Raw genomic sequence first — 20378 nt, 5'->3', positions numbered from 1 at the left:
ATCCAGAGCCCCCGCGCAAGAGGGGATGTTGCGTATCTCCCTGAAACTAGACGGATGGATGAGGGGAGCTGCGCCGGTCTATTCGGTCGCGATAGTGGGGTTCATATGGTTACCATTTCCCTTCAAACAATCGCCTGAAGGGTTAACGGAAGATGAACTCTTGGTAGTGGTCAAGGCCGCAACAACCAAAGGGAGGGGCGAATAGTCGCGCCCGACGGGGATTCGCGGTATTTCGACACCGAAAATGCTTGTTTTTAGCGATTTTGCCGCAGGCAGCCGTTCTGCGTCGGCGGCGTCCAGATCGACCACGAGGCCGACGGTCGCATGCTCCACGAAGTCGCAGCGGCGGATTCCCAGTCCCCGAATCTCGATCAGGCCGGCCAGCAGCGGCGCGGGGCGGACTTCAATTTCATCGCCGACTGTCGCCAGATGGACACGGTCATCGCCGACCAGAACGGCCCTTTCGACCACGCCGGCGCGTCCCGCCATGATCAAATCGAAGGCAAGGCGCGACTTGCCGGAGCCTGAGGGCCCGCGGATCAGCACCGCCAGAGTCCCGACCTTGACTGCGGAGGCGTGAACGCTGGGGCCACCGCCGCTCATAGCGCCGGCAGCCTCACCACGAAACGCGCGCCGACAACCGTAGGCGCTCCGTCCTCGTCCGCCGGGCCCGGGCGGTTCTCGGCCCAGATGCGTCCGCCATGGGCATCGACGATCTGCTTGGAGATCGACAGGCCGAGGCCGGAGTTCTGGCCAAAGCCCTGGTGCGGACGGTCGGTGTAGAAGCGCTCGAAGATGCGCTCCAGCGCGTCGTCGCGGATGCCGGGACCGTCGTCGTCGACCACGATCTCGATCTCGGAGCGGACGCGGCGGCAGGTGAGGCGCACCTTGCTGCCGGGCTCAGAGAATGACTGCGCGTTGGAGAGCAGGTTGGAGACCACCTGCCCGAGCCGCGAATCGTGCCCGGTCACGGAGAACGCGTCGGTCGCGCCGCGGCCTTCGAAGCGCGTTTCGACCGCGACGTCATGGCCGAGCTTGGTTTCATTGGCGACGGATACGAGCGTCGTCAGCAGGCGGCGCAGGTCGACCCGGACCGCATCCTGGCGCTGCAATTCGGCGTCGAGGCGGCTGGCGTCGGAGATGTCGGAGATGAGGCGGTCGAGCCGCTTGACGTCATGCTCGATCACCTCGAGCAGGCGCGCGCGGCTGGTCTCGTTGCGCGCCAGCGGCAGCGTCTCGACCGCGGAGCGCAGCGAGGTCAGCGGGTTCTTCAGTTCATGCGCGACATCGGCGGCGAACATCTCGATCGCCTCGATGCGGCTGTAGAGCGCGCTGGTCATGTCGCGCAGCGCGCCGGAAAGGTGACCGATTTCGTCGCGGCGCCGGGTGAAGTCGGGAATCTCGATGCGCGCCTTGATGCGGCGGCGGACGCGCTCGGCGCTGTCGGCGAGCCGGCGCACCGGGCCTGCGATCGTGCTGGCGAGCAGCAGCGACAGCATGATCATGACCGCGGCAGCGACGCCGCCGACCTTCAGGATCGCCAGGCGCTCGGCGGTGACCATCTGGTCAATGTCGTCGCCCTGCGTCGACAGCATCAGGGCGCCGTGGATGGCGCGCGAGCGCAGCACGGGGACTGCGACCGAGACGATCACCTCGCCGCGCGAATTGACCCGCACCATCGAACGCTTCTGGCCCTGGAGCGCGTCGCTCACTTCCGAATAGCCATTGCCGTTCTCGCGCCCGAGCTCGCGATACAGCGGCAGGTCACCGCGGTTGATCCAGAGGCGCACCGAGGTCAGGCCGCGCTCGATCACGCCGGGCTTCTGCGATGGCGGCGGCAACGGGAAGATCAGCACGTTCTCGAGGTCGCGGCTGTCGAGCAGCACCGTCCCGTTGGGATCGAATATCCGCGCGCGGGTCTTGGTCGGCGAGATCAGCGTGCGCAGCACGGGTGCCACGCGCTCCGGGCTGATCGGGAAGTTCAGCGCCGAATAATCGTCGGATTCGCCGTAGCTGTCGCCGAGCTTCAGATCGAGCAGGCGGTCAGGATCGACCGTGATCGCGTTGGTCTGCACGGTCGCCGACGCTCCGATGGCACCGGCGATGATCTCGGCCTGCACCAGCAGGCTCTGCGCACGCGCGTCGATCAGGCCGGCGCGGAACTGCGAGAGATAGAGAATGCTCGCGACCAGCGCGACGAGGCCGGCGAGGTTGAGCGAGACGATGCGGCGGGTCAGGCTCGAGAAGGAGAGCGCGAAGAAATACTGACCGGCACGCGTCAGCCAGGAGAACGGCCGCCAACCTTGCGCGGCCGGCTTGTCGTCGGCGACGTGCTCCGGTACGCCGTCGGATGCGATATCCCCGGCATTCTGGTTCTCGTCAGGCTGCGTTCGGTCAAGCAATGCTTACGCCCGCGTTAGGACATCTCGTGCGATGGGTCCCCGCATCCTAGAGCCATCCCGGTCCCGATGGAACGAGAACCGGCGATGCTCTCAGTCTTTCGTGAAGGCGCGTGAGCCTCAGGCTTCCTTGAAGCGGTAGCCGACGCCGTAGAGCGTCTCGATCATCTCGAACTCGTTGTCGGTCACCTTGAACTTCTTGCGCAGCCGCTTGATGTGGCTGTCGATGGTGCGGTCGTCGACATAGACCTGGTCGTCATAGGCGGCGTCCATCAGCGCGTTGCGGCTCTTCACCACGCCGGGCCGGGTTGCCAGCGCCTGGAGGATCAGGAATTCGGTGACGGTCAGCGTCACCGGCTCGTTCTTCCAGGTGCAGGTGTGCCGTTCGGGGTCCATGCGCAGCAGGCCGCGGTCGAGCGCCTTGGCATCGTTCTCCTTCGGCGCGACGGTCGGGTCCTTCGGCGCAGAGCGGCGCAGCACGGCCTTGACGCGCTCGACCAGCAGGCGCTGTGAGAACGGTTTGCGGATGAAGTCGTCGGCGCCCATCTTGAGGCCGAACAGCTCGTCGATCTCTTCGTCCTTGGAGGTCAGGAAGATCACCGGCAGGTCGGATTTCTGCCGCAGCCGGCGCAGCGTTTCCATGCCGTCCATGCGCGGCATCTTGATGTCGAGAATGGCAAGATCGGGCTGGGTGGTGCGAAAGCCGTCGAGCGCGGAGGCGCCGTCGGTGTAAGTCATGATGCGGTAGCCTTCGGCCTCCAGCGCGATCGAGACGGATGTGAGAATGTTGCGGTCGTCGTCGACCAAAGCGATTGTGGGCATGAGCCTCTGCTTTCTGCTTTCCGTTTGGGTCGTGGCTTGAAACGGCGAGCAATTCACTGATGCGCCGCATACACGGGTGCCGAATTCGGCGGTCGAACCTTGTCACCGAGCAATGCAAGCTGGGCTGAAGTGTGACCAAGTTCCACGAAGCGCAGCAGATTCGCCGCGTTTCGACCCTTAACCTGACCCCCGTTTACCCGAAAAAAGACCTCCCTTGCAACCACCTGACCCGAGAAAGCCGATGCACCCGACCCCTGATTTCGACCCCGGAAAGCTCGCCAAATCGCTGCTCAGGCGCTCGCGCCAGGGCGCGCTGGCAACGCTGATGGCCGGCAGCGGCGATCCCTATTGCTCCCTCGTCAATCTGGCGAGCCACCCCGACGGCTCGCCGATCCTGCTGATCTCGGGCCTGGCCGTGCACACCAGGAACATCCTGGCGGATCACCGGGTCTCCCTGATGCTGGACGAACGCGCGGCCGGCGATCCGCTGGAGGGCGCCCGAATCATGCTGTCCGGCCGGGCGGAACAGGCCGATGCCGACGAGGATCTGCTCCAGCGGCGGTATCTCAATGCCCATCCATCTGCCGAGGCCTTTGTTTCGTTTAAGGATTTCTCTTTCTTCAGAATTCGGCCCACGGGAACCCATCTGGTCGCCGGCTTCGGCCGCATCGTCGATCTCAAGCCCGAGCAGTTCCTGACGGACCTTACCGGTGCCGAGGATCTGCTGGCGGCGGAGGAGGGGGCGGTCGCGCACATGAACGCCGACCACCGCGACGCCATGGGCCTCTATGCAACAAGACTCCTCGGCGCGGCGGAGGGCGACTGGCGCTGCACCGGCTGCGACCCCGAAGGCCTCGACATGCAGGATGGCCAGACTGCGCTGCGGCTGGACTTCCCGGAGCGGGTGACTGACGGCACGGCGCTGCGCAAGATGCTGGTCTGCCTTGCTGGCGAAGCGCGCGCGAAGGTGGACTAGCGCGCAACAATTTGAACGCTGCCCCCCATCGCTGCGACCCAAGACCGTAATGGTTCGAAGTCGGCAGCGAGAGGGTTCATGACACGCCGTCGTTTGACGCTGGTTGCGGGTTTGGCGCTCGCGATCACCGCATCGCTTGCCACGCCCAGCTTTGCCCAGAAGGGTCTCGCCGCGGAGAGCGCGCGGATCAACGCACTCCGAAGTGCAGGTAAATATTCGGAGGCGCTGCCGCTGGCGCAGGCCATGGTGGCGTCTCTCGAGAAGACCACCAACAATCGTGATCTCGCGGGCGCGCTCAACAACCTCGCGCAGATCTACGCCGACCAGGGCCACGACGACCAGGCCGAGCCGCTCTACAAGCGCGCCATTGCACTGATGGAGAAGGGGACCGGTCTCGACAGCGTCGAGATCGCACCGGTGCTGAACAACCTCGCCGCGCTCTATCAGAGGCAGAGCCGCTTTGCAGAGGCCGAGCCGCTGTTCAAGCGTGCGCTCGCCGTGCGCGAGAAGGCGCTGTCGCGCGAGCATCCCGACGTCGGTCAGTCCCTCAACAATCTCGCCACATACTATGTCAAGCAGCAGCGTCAGGCCGAAGCCGAGCCGTTGTTTCAGCGCGCGCTCGCGATCTACCAGAAGGCCGGTGGCCCCGAGCATCCGGCGGTCGCGACGCTCCTGAACAATCTCGGCCAGCTCGATCGCGACCTCAACCGCGATGCGGATGCCGAGGCGCCGATCAGGCGCTCGCTCGCGATCCGCGAAAAGGTGCTGGGACCGGACCATCCCGACGTCGCGCGCTCGCTGAACAATCTCGCCGGTCTCTACGAGCACCAGCAGCGCTATGCCGATGCGAAGCCGCTCTATCGCCGTGCGCTGTCGATCCGCGAACGTGCGCTCGGTCCCGATCATCCGGACGTTACGACCTCGACCAGCAATCTCGCCTATTTCCTCTACGTCTCCGGGCGGAATGCCGATGCGCTGCCGCTCGCGGAAAAGACGCTTGCGACCAATCGCGCGCAACTGCGCGTCGTGCTGCCGGTTCTGTTCGCCGCGCGGCAGCAATATCTGCTGCCTGACGACAGGGCGCTGGACGAGGCGCTCGCCGCGATCCAGCGCGGCACGCAATCCTCCGCCGCGTCCGCCGTGAACAAGCTGGCCGTGCGCCTTGCTGCCGGCAGCGACCGGCTGGCCGAGCTCGTGCGCCGGGACCAGGATCTTGCGGCCGAGTCCGAGGCGCTCGACAAGGCGATCATCGCCGCGGTGTCGAAGCAACCGGCCCAGCGCGACGTCGCGGCCGAGCAGCGCAGCCGGGTGCGGATCGCGACGATAGCGAACGAGCGCACGGGCTTGCAGAAGACGCTCGCGGTCGAGTTTCCCGATTATGCGTCGCTCTCCAACCCCCTGCCGCTGGCGGTCAAGGATATCCAGCCCTTGCTGTCGCCCGACGAGGCGATGGTGCTCTACTCCGTCGTCGACAAGCAGAGCTATGTCGTCGCGATCACGCGCGAAGGCGTCGACTGGAAGGAGATTCCGCTCGGCGCGGACGCGCTGACGCAGAAGGTGACTGCCTTCCGCAAGGGGCTCGATGTCGGCAAGGCGCGTGATGCCTCCGGCAAATCAGGGTTGTTCGACCTCGGGCTCGCCAACGAGCTTTATGTCGCGCTTCTCGGCCCGGTCGAAGGGCTGACGAAGGACAAGCGCAACCTGCTGGTGGTGCCGTCGGCCGCGCTGACGGCGTTGCCGTTTCATCTGCTCGTCACGGAGACGCCGCAAGCTGCGATCCCGGACACGCTCGAAGGCTATCGCAGCGCCGCCTGGCTGTTGCGGCGTCAGGCGGTGTCGGTGCTGCCCTCGGTGGTCAGCCTGAAATCGCTGCGTGCCGTCGCGCGCCGGGAGCAGGGCGTGAAGCCGATGACCGGCTTTGGCGATCCCGTGTTCAATCCCGCGCTGGAAGGGCCGGCCGATCGTCGCGCGGCAAGCGGCAAGGTCGCTGCACGCAACATTGCAACAATTGCCTATAGCGATTTTTGGCGCGGTGCCGGCGTCGATCGCGCGCGGCTTGCGCAGGCGCTGCCGCAACTGCCGGATACCGCGGACGAGTTGAACGCGGTGGCAAAAGATGTCGGCGCGGCCGAGGCCGACATCCATCTCGGCCGCGATGCCAGCGAAACGACGCTGAAGCGTGCAGCGCTTGCTCAATACAGTATCATCTACTTTGCCACCCACGGTCTCGTTGCCGGCGATATCAAGGGATTGGGCGAGCCCTCGCTTGCGCTCTCCATTCCCGATCGGCCGACGGAGCTGGATGACGGCTTGCTCACGGCAAGTGAAGTCGCTCAGCTCAAGCTCAACGCGGATTGGGTTGTGCTATCGGCCTGCAACACCATCGCCGGCGACAAGCCCGGCGCCGAGGCCCTGTCGGGGCTGGCCCGCTCGTTCTTCTACGCGGGTGCACGCGCGCTGCTGGTCTCGCATTGGGCAGTGGATTCGGAAGCTGCCACCCGCTTGACCACGTCGACTTTCGAACTGCTCAAGAACGAACCAAAAATCGGCCGTGCCGAAGCCTTGCGCCGCGCGATGTTGACGTACGTTGATGACACCTCGTCACCGCGCAACGCCTATCCCGCGATGTGGGGGCCGTTCGCGCTCATCGGCGAAGGCGAGGTACGATAGGATGGTCCGGGATTGTGCGCCGCAATAACCACAGGAAACGCCGAATTGCGCATTTGGTTGCGCGATCATTCGCGATTTTTTGATGCGCCTGCTCAGGGCTGACATGCGCGGCATTTGGCGCGGTCCTTGAATAAACCAAATCCTGCGAGATCGGCTTGGCAACGCCAGCGTTCACCATTATTACGTCGTTCAACCGAGGCCGGACGGCCTATAATTCACGGTGACTGCGATGGCGCCAAAGCTTGATCGCGCTGAGTGTCGCGGGTTCTAGGAGGATTTTTCGTGCAAGAGACGGGCGTGCGCAACGGTGCCTTCGGTGCCGACAAATTCGGCTTAAAGAATCTCAAACGGGTTCACTGGAACCTCGGCGCGCCGCAACTCTATCAATACTCACTTTCTGCGGGCGAGGCGGTGCTGTCGGCAGACGGTTCGCTTTGCGCCGACACCGGTGAGTTCACCGGCCGCAGCCCGAAGGACAAGTTCACGGTGCGTGACGCCACCACCGACAAGAAGATGTGGTGGGCCGGCAACCAGTCGATCACCGCCGAGCAGTTCGAGACGCTCTACCAGGACTTCCTCAAGCACGCTGAAGGCAAGAGCCTGTTCGCGCAGGACCTCTATGGCGGCGCCGATCCGGCCTACCGGATCAAGACCCGCGTGTTCACCGAGCTCGCCTGGCACTCGCTGTTCATCCGTACGCTGCTGATCCGCCCCGAGGCGGTCGAGCTGCCGAGCTTCACGCCGGAGCTCACCATCATCGACATGCCGAGCTTCCGCGCCGATCCCAAACGCCACGGCTGCAAGTCGGAGAACGTCGTCGCGATCGATTTCGCCCGCAAGATCGTCCTGATCGGCGGGTCCTATTATGCCGGCGAGATGAAGAAGTCCGTCTTCACCACGCTGAACTACTATCTGCCCGAGCGCGGCGTGATGCCGATGCACTGCTCGGCCAATGTCGGCGCCAATGGCGACACCGCGATCTTCTTCGGGCTATCAGGCACCGGCAAGACCACGCTGTCGGCCGATCCGAACCGCACGCTGATCGGTGACGACGAGCATGGCTGGGGCCCGAACGGCGTCTTCAACTTCGAGGGCGGCTGCTACGCCAAGTGCATCAAGCTCTCGCAGGAAGCCGAGCCCGAGATCTATGCGGCGTCGACGCGCTTCGGCGCGGTGCTCGAGAACTGCGTGCTCGACGAAGACACCCGAATCGTCGATTTCGACGACGGCTCCAAGACCGAGAACACGCGCTCCGCATACCCGCTCGACTTCATCCCGAACGCTTCGCGCACCGGCCGCGCGCCGCAGCCGAAGAACGTGGTGATGCTGGCAGCCGACGCCTTCGGCGTGCTGCCGCCGATCGCAAAGCTTTCGCCGGCGCAGGCGATGTATCACTTCCTGTCCGGCTACACCGCCAAGGTTGCCGGTACCGAGCGCGGTCTCGGCAACGAGCCGCAGCCGGAATTCTCCACCTGCTTCGGTTCTCCCTTCCTGCCGCTCGACCCCAGCGTCTATGGCAACATGCTGCGCGACCTCATCGCCCAGCACAATGTCGATTGCTGGCTGGTCAACACCGGCTGGACCGGCGGCAAGTATGGCACAGGCTCGCGCATGCCGATCAAGGTGACGCGCGCGCTGCTCACCGCCGCGCTCGACGGCTCGCTTCGCAACGTCGAATTCCGCACCGACAAATATTTCGGCTTCGCGGTCCCGACCGCGCTGCCGGGCGTGCCGGCCGAGATCCTGAACCCGGTCAACACCTGGAAGGACAAGGACGAGTTCGACAAGACCGCCCGCGCGCTGGTCGGCATGTTCCAGAAGAACTTTGCCAAGTTCGAAGCCCAGGTCGACGCCGAAGTGCGCGCAGCCGCGCCGGACGTGAAGCTCGCGGCGGAGTAGGTCCGTATCGCTTGAAATGCAAAAGGGCGGCTGAGAGGCCGCCCTTTTTTTTGTGGCGAGTAGCGCGAACCTCACACTCGGTGTCGTCCCCGCGAACGCAGGGGACCCATACCGCGTGATCTCTCAAGGGAGTGCAGTGCGGGTAGCGGCGTTGATCACTACTAATCTTCGCCAAACTGCTCCTTGTGGCTATGGGTCCCCGCGTTCGCGGGGACGACGCCGGAGCGAGACCTCACGCCTTGAAATACGCGATCTGCGTCGTGGTCGCGAGCAGCCTGCCGTTCGGCGACCACAGCTCGGCGTTCTGATCGGCATAGCTCTTGTGCATGATCTTCGAATCGGCCGTCGCGAGCACGCGCGTGATGTCCTCGGCGGCGAGCTCTTCGCTGCCGGTGTGAAAATACGACGTCAGCGACACCGTGCCGAACGGCACCAGCTCGCGCCGGGCGTGGAAGATGCGGCCGAAGAAGGCGTCCGACATCGACATCAGCGACAGCATGTCGAGCTTGCGCGGCGTGCGGTCGCCGATCCAGAGCTTGGAATAGGTGCCAGCGAGCTCGGTCTGCGGCGGCCCGATCCGCATCTCGCCCTCGACGAAGCGGAATTCATACTGGTTGGCCCAGGATGCCGATATCTTCGGGAATGGCAGCGTCGCCTCGAACGCCGTGGCATCCGGATATTGCGCCACCCTGTGCTCCCAGGACGGCCGGCGCTCGGCAAACACGGCGGTGGCGAGCGTTGCGACCTCGCCGCCGCCCTGCGACAGTTCGACGCTCCAGTGCTGGCTGGAGCGATTGGCCTTCACCAGCCGCACGTCCAGATCGAACGGCCCCTTGGCGATCGGCGCGCAATAATTGACGGTCAGCGCCAGCGGATCGCCGGCGCGCTGCGGATGGTCGATCAGCGCACGCAGGATCGTCGCGGCCGTGGCTCCGCCGAACGGGCCGACAAAGGCCCAGTAATCGTCGCTGGTGTGCCCCTGCCAGCTGCTGTCACCGGCGGTGATGCGGGTGGCGTCGTCGAACGGGTGCGGGAGCTTGGCGTGCATGGGATTAGACCTCTACTGAGCTTCCGTCCCAACGACGAAACTCCATCGTCTCATCACCAGGGCCATATTGCTGCGAACTCAACACATCGTCTGCCGGATCATCTGTGACCCAGGCATCCGCGACGGAGCCTCCTATGCGCTTCAGCGCAATGATACTCTTGCCGCTGATCAGATCGGCGACGAAGTCGTTGATGGCAGCTTCCTCGTCCTTGCCCTGAAAGACTGGCAAGGATGCTGCCGTGCGTGTGCCAGGAGAATCCGTCGAACCCCAGCGTCCAGTCCCCGTCGGGACATATGACCAGCAATCGAAGCTGCCCATCCGGGCTCGTATACTCGCCGACAGGCACGATCGACTCCGGCCAAAAAAAGCTCAAGCCGTAATATGATGCCTATCCTGCCAAATCAATAACCTCGCAGGTAACGCCGATTTCACGTTGCGGAAAATCAGCCCGCGACGTCGCGCAGATCTGGCAGCAGCGGCGTGGTCGGATTGACCGGCACGTTCCAGATCTCCTCGGCATATTCGCGGATGGTGCGGTCCGAGGAGAACCAGGCCATGCGCGCGACATTGAGGATGGAGGCGCGCGTCCAGGCCGGCGCCACCTGCCAGCGTGCGTCGACGCTGCGCTGGGCTTCGTAATAGGAATCGAAATCGGCGCTGACCATGTAATGGTCGAGATAGCGCAGCGCGTGCGCGATTGATTCGAAGCGGCCGGGATCGCCGGGCGAGAACTCGCCGGTGCCGATCGCATTGATGGCGCGCTGGAGCTTTGGCGAATTGCGGATCACGTCGGAGGCATCCAGCCCCTGCTTGCGGCGGATCATCACGTCGCCGGCCTCCATGCCGAAGATCGCGATATTCTCCGCGCCGACATGGTCGCGGATCTCGATGTTGGCGCCGTCGAGCGTGCCGATGGTGAGCGCGCCGTTCAGCGACAGCTTCATGTTGCCGGTGCCGGAGGCCTCCATGCCGGCGGTCGAGATCTGCTCGGACAAATCGGCCGCGGGAATGATCACCTCCGCAAGGCTGACATTGTAGTCGGGCAGGAAGACGACCTTGAGCTTGCCGCCGATGGCGGGATCGTTGTTGACGACGTCCGCGACGTCGTTGACCAGCTTGATGATCAATTTTGCGTAGCGGTAGCTCGCCGCCGCCTTGCCGGCGAAGATCTTCACCCGCGGCACCCAGTTGCCGTTGGGGTCGTCCTTCATCGCCTGGTACAGCGCCACCGTCTCGATGATGTTGAGGAGCTGGCGCTTGTATTCGTGAATGCGCTTGATCTGCACGTCGAACAGCGCGGTCGGATCGACCTTGATGCCGAGCCGCTCGCCGATCAGGCGCGCCAGCGCGGTCTTGTTGTGAAGCTTGACGCTGCGGAACTTCTTCTGGAATTCGACGTCGCTGGCGCGGGCTTCGATCAGGCTGAGCTGGGTCGGATCGTCGAGCACGGCTTCGCCGCAGGTCTCGCGCAGCAGGTCGGTCAGCTTCGGATTCGCCAGCATCAGCCAGCGGCGGAAGGTGATGCCGTTGGTCTTGTTGGTGATGCGGCCGGGATAGAGATGGTTGAGATCGTGGAACACGGTCTCGCGCATCAGGTCCGAATGCATCGCCGAGACGCCGTTGATGCGGTGCGAGCCGACGAAGGCGAGCTGGCCCATGCGCACGCGGCGTCCGCTCCTCTCGTCGATCAGCGAAACCGAGGCACGGAAATCGATGTCGCCGGGCGCGCGCGCTTCGGCCAGCGCGAGATGCTGCACGTTGATGCGGTAGATGATCTCGAGATGGCGCGGCAACAGCTGCTCGAACAGTTCGACCGGCCAGGTCTCCAGCGCCTCGGGCAAAAGCGTGTGGTTGGTGTAGGACAGAGTTGCGACCGTGATCTTCCAGGCCTCGTCCCAGCGGAAATTGTGCAGGTCGACCAGGATGCGCATCAGCTCGGTGACGGCGAGGCTCGGATGCGTGTCGTTGAGCTGGACCGCGACCCTCATCGCGAGGCTGCGAAGCTGGCCATCGGAGGTCAGGTGGCGATTGACCAGGTCCTGCAGCGAGGCGGAGACGAAGAAATACTCCTGGCGCAGCCGCAGCTCGCGTCCCGCCGGGCTCTCGTCGTTCGGATAGAGGAATTTGCAGATCGCTTCCGCGCGCGACTGCTCGGCGCTGGCGCTGACATAGTCGCCCTTGTTGAAGGCGTCGAGCTTCAACGGATCGGGCGAGCGTGCCGACCACAGGCGGAGCGCGTTGACGTGCTGGCCGCGCCAGCCGACGATCGGCGTGTCATAGGCGATCGCCTGCACGGTCTCGGCCGGGTGCCAGATCGCGCGGTCGCGGCCCTTGTCGTCGACATGCTCGACGCCACCGCCGAAATGGACGTGATAGATCACCTCGGGCCGCTGCAATTCCCAGGGATTGCCGAAGCTCAGCCATTCGTCCGGATATTCCTGCTGCCAGCCCTGATTGATGATCTGGCGGAACAGGCCAAAATCGTAGCGGATGCCGTAGCCGATCGCGGGGATCGAGAGCGTGGCCATGCTCTCCATGAAGCAGGCGGCGAGCCGCCCCAGGCCGCCATTGCCGAGCGCGGCATCCGGCTCGCATTTGCGGAGCTCAGGCAGCGACACGCCGAGATCGCCGAGCGCGACCTCGAAGATCTTGAGCAGCCCCATGTTGTTCAGCGCGTCGGTGAAGAGGCGGCCGATCAGGAATTCGAGCGAGAGATAATAGACGCGCTTGCGTCCCGCATCGTAGCTGTGCTTCTCGGCCGTGAGCCAGCGATGCACGATGCGGTCGCGCAGCGCGAGCGCTGCGGCCTGGTACCAGTCGTGCTTGGTGGCCATGCCCGCATCCTTGCCGATGGCAAGGCGCAGCTTCGCCAGGATCGCGCCCTTGACGTCAGCCAGCGCGAGTTCGTCGATGGGCTGGCCGGAGGCCGGCAAACTTGGCTGGAACGATTGATCTTGCAAGGCCGTCACTTCCTGGTCGCGAGAACACCACTAACTCTACGCGTCTTGCCCCTGCACCGGAACCATCCCTGGCGCGGCCGTGCACTGCGCTGGCGTAAATTTATGCAAGGAACGGGCCGATTTGGGAACCCGGAAGCGTACGGAGAGATGCGGATTCGGTGCTAGATTGAGGGCCGATTCAGCCATCAGTGTGGAGGAAACGTCCATGAGACTGCTGATCGAAATCGCCGCCGCAGCCTTCCTCGTCGTCTGCATCACCGCCTCCAGCGCCGCCTTTGCCGCCGGCAAGACGGGCCGCAGTGCCGACGGCCTGAGCTGCGGCTTCAGCGTTCCGGAAAATGCGTCTCCCGCGGTGCGCTGCGCCGCCATCAAGCGCCAATGCGGCGGCAAGTTCTACGTGAATGCGTGCGGGGACAGGCTGGTCTCGGCGGCGAATTGAGGAGCGGGTCGCCGGATTCGCAGCGCGCTATCTGACCACGCCCGACGTGAAGCCCGCCTTGCGGCGCGGCGGCTTGATTTCCTTTTTCAGGAAGCAGCGCGCTTCACGGCCGGTGTAGCCGGGACGGGAATAGGTGAAGGCGCGGCACTTGTTGTCCGCGATGCAGGCGGCCTTGCAGGCCTCTTCGCCTTCGCCGTCCTTGATCTCGAAATTGCGCAAGTCGCCGCCGGGGCGGTCGATCGACGTTTCAACGCCTTCGATCCGCGGCTCGATCACGCCGGCGCCACGCACACCGGAGATGCAGCAGCTGCCCGGGACACGCGGCGGCACCGTGTTCTTGAGCCAGCACACTGCCGAGCCGCCTTCGACGTCGGGATAGTTGAAGCTCCAGGAGCGGCAGCGGCGGTCACGCTCACACTGCAGCGCGCAATCCTCGGGGTCACCTGACGTCACTGGCGAGCTGAAATAGTCGCCGCCGGGCCGGTCGAACGCCGTCTGGGCGCGCGCAGGCGCGCTCGCAAACACGAGCGCAAGCAACGTGGTGCAGGCCACGACGCTTGCCATGACGGCCCCACGCAGGCGGCCCTTCCCCATTGGAACAGCTTTCGAGTTATTGACGGCGCTCAGGTTTTTTCAGCCGGTCATTTGATCGCCGCAAACCTGTATGGGCGATGAACGGCTCCGGTCCTGGTCGTCGGCCTCTGGCCTAGAACGCGTATTCCGCGTAGGCCGGTTCCACGGAGCCGTTCCAGGCGCCGTTGAACTTCTCCAGCATCTCCTCGGCTGGGGTCCGGCCGGAATCGATGATGCGATCGAGCGGCTCCAGATGCCGGGTTTCGTCGCGGCCGAGCTGGTCAATCCGGCCGCGGCGGCGCAGGCCGGCATGGGCCAGAACGAGGCATTCCTTGGCGATCTCGAACAGATAGCGGTCCTTGATTCGCGCCTTGAAGCCGAACCGCGGCACGTCGTCGCGCAGGGCCTGGCGCTCATGCGCGGTCCAGTGCTTCACGAGGTCCCAGGCGGCATCGAGCGACACATCGTCGTAGAGCAGCCCGGCCCAGAAAGCCGACAGCGCCGGCAGGCGGCCCCACGGGCCACCATCGGAGCCGCGCATCTCGAGATAGCGCTTGAGGCGCACTTCCGGGAAGATTGTCGAAAGATGGTTGGCCCAGTCCGACAGCGTCGGACGTTCGCCGGGCAGATTGTTGTTGCGGCCGTCGAAGAAGGCGCGGAACGAGGAGCCCGAGACGTCGATGTAATCCTCGTCGCGCTTGACGAAATACATGGGCACGTCGAGCGCGTAGTCGACATAGCGCTCGAAACCCATGCCGTCCTCGAACGCCCACGGCATCATGCCCGAACGCGCATTGTCGGTGTCGCGCCAGATCTCGGAGCGGAACGACAGAAAGCCGTTCGGCTTGCCCTCGGTGAACGGCGAATTGGCAAACAGCGCGGTCGCGACCGGCTGCAGCGCGAGCGAGACGCGCAGCTTCTTGACCATGTCGGCTTCGGAGGAGAAGTCGAGATTGGTCTGGACCGTGCAGGTCCGGTACATCATGTCGAGGCCGTATTGGCCGACCTTCGGCATGTAATTGGTCATGATCTTGTAGCGGCCCTTGGGCATCACCGGGATGTCGGCGCGCGACCAGGACGGCGTCATGCCGAGCCCGAGGAAGCCGATGCCGAGCGGGGTCGCGATCTCGCGCACCTGCGCCAGATGCGCCATCAGCTCGCTCTGGGTCTGATGCACGTTCTCGACCGGCGCGCCGGAGAGCTCGAACTGTCCGCCGGGCTCGAGCGAGATCGCGCCGCCGCCGGTGACGTCGTAGAGGCCGATGATGTTGCCCTTCTCCATGATCGGCTCCCAGCCGAGCAGGAGCTTCATGCCTTCGAGCAGCGCGCCGATGCCCCGCGCACCCTCGTAAGGCACCGGACGGTGGCCTTCGAGCGTGAACGGCGTCTTCTCGTGCTCGGTGCCCATGCGGAATTCGGACGGGTCCTTGCAGCCGGCCTCGAACCACGCGACGAGCTCGTCGCGCGACTGCAGCGGCGTCATATCGATCTGGTCTCGCGCCATATCAAACTCTAATCAAAAAGGGCGCTTCGATCGAAGGCGCGCGGGTGACGGGGTGGTCCGCGAACCCAGGGGGTGCACGGACGAGCTGGTGTGCCGCAAGATCATCGCGACGGCGTGGTTTCGTTGACGTGGACGGGCGGCAGTTTCATCTCGCCACACGAGCAGCCGAGGCGATCGAGCAGACCGCTGAGCTTGACGGCATCCGCATCGGACAGTTTCGAGCCAACATACTTTTCGATCGCGGCCGAATAGGCGCCCCACATCCGCTTCTGCAACTCGCGGCCGGCTTCCGTGATCTCCACGAACTGGCCGCGCTTGTCGATCTTGCATTCGCGCCGGGAGGCGAGCCCCTCGTCGACCAGGCGGTCGATCAGGCGCGACGTGGAGTATTGCGGGATCAGCATTTGCCGCTCGAGTTCCACCGGCCGCAGCTCACCCGAGGGCGCTCGCGACAATTCGAGCAGCGCGTCGTACCAGGCCAGCGGCGGGAACCCCGCCTTCTTCAAGTCCTGCTCGACGCAATCGAGCACGCGGCTCTGCACCCGCATCAGGCGGATCCAGGCCGAAGTTGCCTCGGTCGATGGTTTGCGTTTCATGGTCCCGCTCAAGCTCGTCGTTCCGTCTCTTACCTCACTCAATGCACCTGCATCAATCTTGACTATTGGATGCAAATGCATGTAGGCGTTCCTTCGCCCCAACCAAGCGTCAAGAGAAAGAAATTCCATGAAACTCTATTACTCGCCCGGCGCCTGCTCCTTGTCCCCCCACATCGCGCTCCTGGAAGCCGGCCTGCCCTATGAGCTGGTCAAGGTCGATATCCGGGCCAAGAAGCTCGAAAATGGTGAGGATTATCTGAAGCTGAACCCGAAGGGCCAGGTCCCTGCGCTGGGCCTCGACAGCGGCGAGATCGTGACCGAAGGCCCGGTCATTGTCCAGATGATCGCCGATCAGGCCTCCGCCAAGGCGCTGGCACCGGCCCATGGCAGCACCGAGCGCTACAAGCTGCTCGAATGGCTGAACTTCCTCACCTCGGAGGTGCACAAGAGCTTCGGACCGCTGTTCGCGCCGGCGCTGAACGACGAGGCCAAGGCCTTCTTCAAGGACCGCGTCATGGGCAAGCTGACATACATCGACAGCCAGCTCGCCGGCCGCGACTACCTCATGGGAAAGCAGTTCACGGTGGCCGACGGCTATCTCTTCACGATGCTGACCTGGGGCGATCGGATGAAGTTCGACCTCTCGGCCATGCCGAACCTGACCGCCTACAAGGCTCGCGTCGCAGCGCGGCCGCAGGTGCAGGAGGCGCTGAAGAAGGAAGGCCTTGCGCAGGCGAAGTAAGCGCATCGCAAGATGCAACAATCGAAAGGCCGGATCGACGATCCGGCCTTTTTCGTTGTGAACCATTCGATCGGCGGCCACGTCGAAATCGCGGAGCGCCTCCATGAGACAGCCGCCGCGATGAGCATGATCGTCCTTATGACCGTCGCGGGCGCGCCGCTCGCGATGCTTGGCTTGTCGACGCCGGACCTGCCGCAGCGCAATTGCATCTTCATGGTCCATCCGCAGGTCACCTCGGCCGTGTTCGAGAGCAAGGAAGGAAAAATCGTCTTTCCCGATCGGCCGACCGAATATCCGTGCAGCTATGCCAGGAAGAAGGGCGTAGCGGACATCGCCTTCACCAACCAGAATGGCTGGCGCTTCGAGGTTCGCATTGGCCGCGGCGATGAAGGCAGCTGGAGAGCGAGTCTTGCCGACGATGCGGTCTTGGGCCGGGCGTTCTCGCCGCTCGGAGACCGCAAATAAAACGGGCCGGATCGTCGATCCGGCCCGTTTTATTTGCCCTGGGGCGGGCTGGGCGCGAACCCATCTCGCCGGATCATCGTACCTATCATTAGACTTATGAACTACTGTTCGCCGAATGTAAGTAGTGCTGTCTTGTCAGTACCCGTAAAGCGCGCGAGCTTGGCGGAATTGTTAGAGGATTATTTCATCGGAGTTGAACTTGACGATTGCCTTGGTCCTGATCGTCGCAAGTGCATTGGTGGGAATAGCGACAGGTTATGCTTTCAGGATCTGGGCGCTGATATTGATTGCGCCGGCGATCGCAGTTTTCTCGGCAATCATTCTTCGCGCTTACGAATTCGGCATGATGGCGGGTGTGACCGTCATCGCCATCTGTCTTGCCGTCTGCCAGCTCGCCTACTTCGCGGCGGCCTACCTGCTGCACGCGCGGGCGGTCTCAGCCCATGACGAAGTCGACGGCGAGCCAGGCGAGGGAAGCCAGCATAAAATCCGCCGCCAGCACAAGTAACGCCAAAGCGGCCCAAAGCATCGGCCCCTTGCGGCGCAGGCGCGCCGGCTTCTGTTGCGGCGAGAGGCGGCCAGTTGTGGGTCCAACAGCATATTTCGCGGTGAGATCGCGACCGAGCGCGGTCTTCCGCAGCACCAAAGAGTTCATCAAGGATACTTTCTTATTTTGTCTTCAACCTGCCGATGGCTCGGCAAGTGTCCCAACCGGATGCGGAACCCTGACCCGGAGCAAGACTAGTGCCAGGGCCGAGCAAAAGAACGGCGCCGCTTCGACACGCCTATGACAATTGCGCGACACCACGGCAGCGGGGGACTCTGACACGGGTCCTACGCGAATTCTGTGATTGGTTCCACAAGCCGGGAACAAATCTGACGCAACCGTGATGACGTCTCCCCAAACAAAAAGGCCGGATCGACGATCCGGCCTTTTTTCTCAAATGATCTTGGGTGGTCAGGCTGCAGCCTTCTTCGGCGCGAATCGGCCGTAGAAAGTTTCTCCCTTCGCGGCCATCTCCTCGAGAAGCTTCGGCGGGTTGAAGCGCGAGCCGTACTTCGCCTCCAGCTTGTGGCAGAGCTCGACGAATTTCTTCGCGCCCATGAAGTCGATGTAGGACAGCGTGCCGCCGGTGAACGGCGCAAAGCCGAAGCCGAGGATCGAGCCGACATCCGCCTCGCGCGGGTCGGTGATGACGTGGTCCTCGACCGTGCGCGCGGCTTCCACCGCCTGCACCACCAGGAAGCGCTGCTTCAGCTCCTCGATGTCGAGCGTGTCGGGATCGAGCTGCTTCGGCTGCAGCGCCGAGAGGCCCGGCCACAGGCTCTTCTGACCCTTGCCCTTCTCGGGGTAGTCGTAGAAGCCCTTGCTGTTCTTGCGGCCGAGACGGCCCTGCTTCTCGACCATCTCCACCATCAACTTCTTCTGATCGGGGTTGATGGCGTTGGGGCCGAGATCGGCTTCCGTCGCCTTCATGATCTTGAGCCCGAGGTCGAGTGCAACTTCGTCCGAGAGCGAGAGCGGACCGACCGGCATGCCGGCCATCTTGGCGCAGTTCTCGATCATCGCCGGCGGCACGCCTTCGAGGAACATCTCGTTGCCTTCGGCGACATAGCGGCCAACGCAGCGATTGGCGAAGAAGCCGCGGCTGTCGTTGACGACGATCGGCGTCTTGCCGATCTGCCGGACGTAGTCGAGCGCGGTCGCCAGAGCGAGATCGCCGGTGTTCTTGCCCTTGATGATCTCGACCAGCATCATCTTCTCGACCGGCGAGAAGAAGTGGATGCCGACGAACTTGCCCTGGTCCTTGAAGCCCTCGGCCAGCGAGGTGATCGGCAGCGTCGAGGTGTTCGACGCGAAGATCACGTCCGGCTTCATATGCTCCTGCGCCTTCGCGAAGGTATCAGCCTTGACCTTGCGATCCTCGAACACGGCCTCGATGACGAGGTCGACGTCCTTGAGTGCAGCATAATCGGCAGTCGGCGTAATGCGCGCGAGCAGCGCGTCGGCGTCACCGGGCTTGGCGCGGCCCTTCTTGATCTGCTCCTCGATCACCTTCTGCGCATGCGCCTTGCCCTTGTCGGCACTCTCCTGGTCGCGGTCGATCAGGACAACGTCGAGGCCGGCACGGGCCGAGACGTAGCCGACGCTCGCGCCCATGAAGCCGGCGCCGATCACGGCGATCTTCTTCACCTTGGTCGGGGCTACGTCCTTCGGACGGCGCGCGCCCTTGTTCAGCTCCTGCATCGACAGGAACAGGCTGCGGATCATCGCGGCTGCTTCCTTCGAACGCAGCACCGAGGTGAAGTAGCGCGACTCGACGCGCAGCGCGGCGTCGATCGGCAACTGCAGCCCTTCATAGACGCAGCTCATGATCGCGCGCGCGGCCGGATAATTGTCGTAGGTCTCCCGGCGATAGATCGCGTTGCCAGCCGGGAACATCATCATGCCGGCCTTGGAGAACACCGGACCGCCCGGCAGCTTGAAGCCCTTCTCGTCCCAGGGCGCGACCGCCTTGCCGCCACCCTTGATCCAGTCCTTCGCCGCCTTGACGAGGTCGCCTGCGGGAACGATGGCGTGAATCAGATTGAGCGCCTTGGCCTTCTCGACCGTGACCGGATCGCCCTTGAGCAGGATCGTCATCGCGTCCTGCGGCGGCACCAGGCGCGGCACGCGCTGCGTGCCGCCGGCGCCGGGGAACAGGCCGACCTTGACCTCGGGCAGGCCGAGGCGCGTCTTGGGATTTTCCGCCGCCACGCGATAGTGGCAGCACAGCGTGATCTCGAACCCGCCGCCGAGCGCGAGGCCGTTGATCGCGGCCGCCCACGGCTTGCCGGAGGTCTCGATCGAACGCAGCACCTGCGAGAAGCGCCGGCTCTGGTCGAACAGCATCTGGTTCGCGGCGGTCTCGTCCTGCTCCTTCAAGACCTTGGCGTAGGCCTGGTTCATGCCCTCGAGCATCGACAGGTCGGCGCCGGCGCAGAACGCCTCCTTGGCGGAGGTGATGACGACGCCCTTCACGGCGGCGTCGGCCGTGGTTTCCTTGACGATCGCATCGAGCTCGCTGGTCGAGGTCTCGTCGAGCACGTTCATCGAACGGCCCGGGATGTCCCAGGTGACGAGCGCGATGCCGTCGGAATCGGTCTCAACCTTGAAATTCTTGTAAGCCATGTTGGTTGCTCCTCGGTGCCGCAGCCGATCTCAGGCGCGGCGGTTGACTTAAGATCTCGTAGGGTGGGCAAGGCGCTCTTGCGCCGTGCCCACCATCTTTCGCGGAGACAGC

At 64.1% G+C, this 20378-nt stretch carries 17 protein-coding genes; 7 read left to right on the top strand and 10 right to left on the bottom strand.

Annotated elements, in window-relative coordinates; all coding sequences use genetic code 11:
• Positions 1 to 78: 78 nt before the first annotated feature.
• From HAP41_RS42870 to HAP41_RS42860, 3 genes are all read right to left on the bottom strand, one after another.
• Positions 79 to 603 (bottom strand): HPr kinase/phosphorylase, encoded by a 525-nt coding sequence (locus tag HAP41_RS42870; RefSeq protein ID WP_166076167.1) that lies wholly within the window; start codon positions 601 to 603, stop codon positions 79 to 81.
• Positions 600 to 2402: a stimulus-sensing domain-containing protein gene (locus HAP41_RS42865; RefSeq protein ID WP_166076171.1), complete on the bottom strand. Its 1803-nt coding sequence runs from the start codon at positions 2400 to 2402 to the stop codon at positions 600 to 602. Before HAP41_RS42865 ends, HAP41_RS42870 begins: the two co-directional genes overlap by 4 nt.
• A 117-nt stretch (positions 2403 to 2519) precedes the next feature.
• Positions 2520 to 3221, bottom strand: a complete 702-nt coding sequence (locus HAP41_RS42860; protein ID WP_038952081.1) for a response regulator transcription factor — start codon at positions 3219 to 3221, stop codon at positions 2520 to 2522.
• Between the two features lie 241 nt (positions 3222 to 3462).
• Between HAP41_RS42860 and HAP41_RS42855 the strand changes: the two genes are divergently transcribed.
• From HAP41_RS42855 to HAP41_RS42845, 3 genes are all read left to right on the top strand, one after another.
• A complete protein-coding gene (locus HAP41_RS42855; protein ID WP_166076205.1) occupies positions 3463 to 4197 on the top strand; it encodes a HugZ family pyridoxamine 5'-phosphate oxidase in 735 nt (244 codons plus the stop codon).
• 78 nt (positions 4198 to 4275) lie between these two features.
• Positions 4276 to 6867 carry a CHAT domain-containing tetratricopeptide repeat protein gene (locus HAP41_RS42850; RefSeq protein ID WP_166076213.1) on the top strand — a complete coding sequence of 864 codons (2592 nt, stop codon included), beginning with the start codon at positions 4276 to 4278 and terminating at the stop codon, positions 6865 to 6867.
• A 282-nt stretch (positions 6868 to 7149) separates the two neighbouring features.
• A complete protein-coding gene (locus tag HAP41_RS42845; RefSeq protein ID WP_071916914.1) occupies positions 7150 to 8766 on the top strand; it encodes a phosphoenolpyruvate carboxykinase in 1617 nt (538 codons plus the stop codon).
• 232 nt (positions 8767 to 8998) lie between these two features.
• Here HAP41_RS42845 and HAP41_RS42840 read toward each other — a convergent pair whose 3' ends face one another.
• From HAP41_RS42840 to HAP41_RS42830, 3 genes are all read right to left on the bottom strand, one after another.
• Complete coding sequence (locus HAP41_RS42840; RefSeq protein WP_166076216.1) at positions 8999 to 9814, bottom strand: acyl-CoA thioesterase; 816 nt, start codon at positions 9812 to 9814, stop codon at positions 8999 to 9001.
• Positions 9815 to 9818: 4 nt separating this feature from the next.
• Positions 9819 to 10133 (bottom strand): hypothetical protein, encoded by a 315-nt coding sequence (locus HAP41_RS42835; protein WP_224580591.1) that lies wholly within the window; start codon positions 10131 to 10133, stop codon positions 9819 to 9821.
• A gap of 125 nt (positions 10134 to 10258) precedes the next feature.
• On the bottom strand, positions 10259 to 12775 hold the full coding sequence (locus HAP41_RS42830) for a glycogen/starch/alpha-glucan phosphorylase (RefSeq protein WP_166076244.1): 2517 nt from the start codon (positions 12773 to 12775) through the stop codon (positions 10259 to 10261).
• 205 nt (positions 12776 to 12980) lie between these two features.
• Here HAP41_RS42830 and HAP41_RS42825 point away from each other — a divergent pair, with 205 nt between their 5' ends.
• Positions 12981 to 13214, top strand: coding sequence for a hypothetical protein (locus tag HAP41_RS42825; RefSeq protein WP_166076273.1), 234 nt, complete (start codon positions 12981 to 12983; stop codon positions 13212 to 13214).
• 27 nt (positions 13215 to 13241) lie between these two features.
• Here the strand turns inward: HAP41_RS42825 and HAP41_RS42820 are convergent, their stop codons facing one another.
• From HAP41_RS42820 to HAP41_RS42810, 3 genes are all read right to left on the bottom strand, one after another.
• Positions 13242 to 13808 carry a PAN domain-containing protein gene (locus HAP41_RS42820; RefSeq protein WP_166076302.1) on the bottom strand — a complete coding sequence of 189 codons (567 nt, stop codon included), beginning with the start codon at positions 13806 to 13808 and terminating at the stop codon, positions 13242 to 13244.
• A gap of 112 nt (positions 13809 to 13920) precedes the next feature.
• Entirely contained in the window at positions 13921 to 15291 is a 1371-nt protein-coding gene (locus HAP41_RS42815; RefSeq protein ID WP_038933719.1) for a glutamate--cysteine ligase, read from the bottom strand.
• A 101-nt stretch (positions 15292 to 15392) separates the two neighbouring features.
• Positions 15393 to 15887, bottom strand: coding sequence for a MarR family winged helix-turn-helix transcriptional regulator (locus tag HAP41_RS42810; RefSeq protein WP_014498535.1), 495 nt, complete (start codon positions 15885 to 15887; stop codon positions 15393 to 15395).
• A 127-nt stretch (positions 15888 to 16014) separates the two neighbouring features.
• On the opposite strand from HAP41_RS42810, the gene gstA reads away from it, so the two are divergent.
• From gstA to HAP41_RS42795, 3 genes are all read left to right on the top strand, one after another.
• Complete coding sequence (gene gstA, locus HAP41_RS42805) at positions 16015 to 16629, top strand: glutathione transferase GstA (protein ID WP_166076325.1); 615 nt, start codon at positions 16015 to 16017, stop codon at positions 16627 to 16629.
• A gap of 12 nt (positions 16630 to 16641) precedes the next feature.
• Complete coding sequence (locus HAP41_RS42800; protein WP_166076357.1) at positions 16642 to 17094, top strand: hypothetical protein; 453 nt, start codon at positions 16642 to 16644, stop codon at positions 17092 to 17094.
• Positions 17095 to 17293: 199 nt separating this feature from the next.
• Complete coding sequence (locus tag HAP41_RS42795) at positions 17294 to 17602, top strand: hypothetical protein (RefSeq protein ID WP_166076407.1); 309 nt, start codon at positions 17294 to 17296, stop codon at positions 17600 to 17602.
• A 450-nt stretch (positions 17603 to 18052) separates the two neighbouring features.
• Here HAP41_RS42795 and HAP41_RS42790 read toward each other — a convergent pair whose 3' ends face one another.
• Complete coding sequence (locus HAP41_RS42790) at positions 18053 to 20266, bottom strand: FAD-dependent oxidoreductase (protein WP_166076419.1); 2214 nt, start codon at positions 20264 to 20266, stop codon at positions 18053 to 18055.
• Between the last annotated feature and the right edge of the window lie 112 nt (positions 20267 to 20378).

This window comes from Bradyrhizobium barranii subsp. apii (assembly GCF_011516635.5).
Classification (GTDB): domain Bacteria; phylum Pseudomonadota; class Alphaproteobacteria; order Rhizobiales; family Xanthobacteraceae; genus Bradyrhizobium; species Bradyrhizobium barranii.
This window is presented reverse-complemented; position numbering and strand designations above follow the sequence as displayed.

Bases quoted from the DNA above. Each gene is read 5' to 3' on its own strand.
- HAP41_RS42870 (WP_166076167.1), bottom strand. From the start codon at position 603: ATGAGCGGCGGTGGCCCCAGCGTTCACGCCTCCGCAGTCAAGGTCGGG.
- HAP41_RS42860 (WP_038952081.1), bottom strand. From the start codon at position 3,221: ATGCCCACAATCGCTTTGGTCGACGACGACCGCAACATTCTCACATCC.
- HAP41_RS42855 (WP_166076205.1), top strand. From the start codon at position 3,463: ATGCACCCGACCCCTGATTTCGACCCCGGAAAGCTCGCCAAATCGCTG.
- HAP41_RS42850 (WP_166076213.1), top strand. From the start codon at position 4,276: ATGACACGCCGTCGTTTGACGCTGGTTGCGGGTTTGGCGCTCGCGATC.
- HAP41_RS42840 (WP_166076216.1), bottom strand. From the start codon at position 9,814: ATGCACGCCAAGCTCCCGCACCCGTTCGACGACGCCACCCGCATCACC.
- HAP41_RS42835 (WP_224580591.1), bottom strand. From the start codon at position 10,133: ATGGGCAGCTTCGATTGCTGGTCATATGTCCCGACGGGGACTGGACGC.
- HAP41_RS42825 (WP_166076273.1), top strand. From the start codon at position 12,981: ATGAGACTGCTGATCGAAATCGCCGCCGCAGCCTTCCTCGTCGTCTGC.
- HAP41_RS42820 (WP_166076302.1), bottom strand. From the start codon at position 13,808: ATGGGGAAGGGCCGCCTGCGTGGGGCCGTCATGGCAAGCGTCGTGGCC.
- HAP41_RS42815 (WP_038933719.1), bottom strand. From the start codon at position 15,291: ATGGCGCGAGACCAGATCGATATGACGCCGCTGCAGTCGCGCGACGAG.
- HAP41_RS42810 (WP_014498535.1), bottom strand. From the start codon at position 15,887: ATGAAACGCAAACCATCGACCGAGGCAACTTCGGCCTGGATCCGCCTG.
- gstA (WP_166076325.1), top strand. From the start codon at position 16,015: ATGAAACTCTATTACTCGCCCGGCGCCTGCTCCTTGTCCCCCCACATC.
- HAP41_RS42800 (WP_166076357.1), top strand. From the start codon at position 16,642: ATGCAACAATCGAAAGGCCGGATCGACGATCCGGCCTTTTTCGTTGTG.
- HAP41_RS42790 (WP_166076419.1), bottom strand. From the start codon at position 20,266: ATGGCTTACAAGAATTTCAAGGTTGAGACCGATTCCGACGGCATCGCG.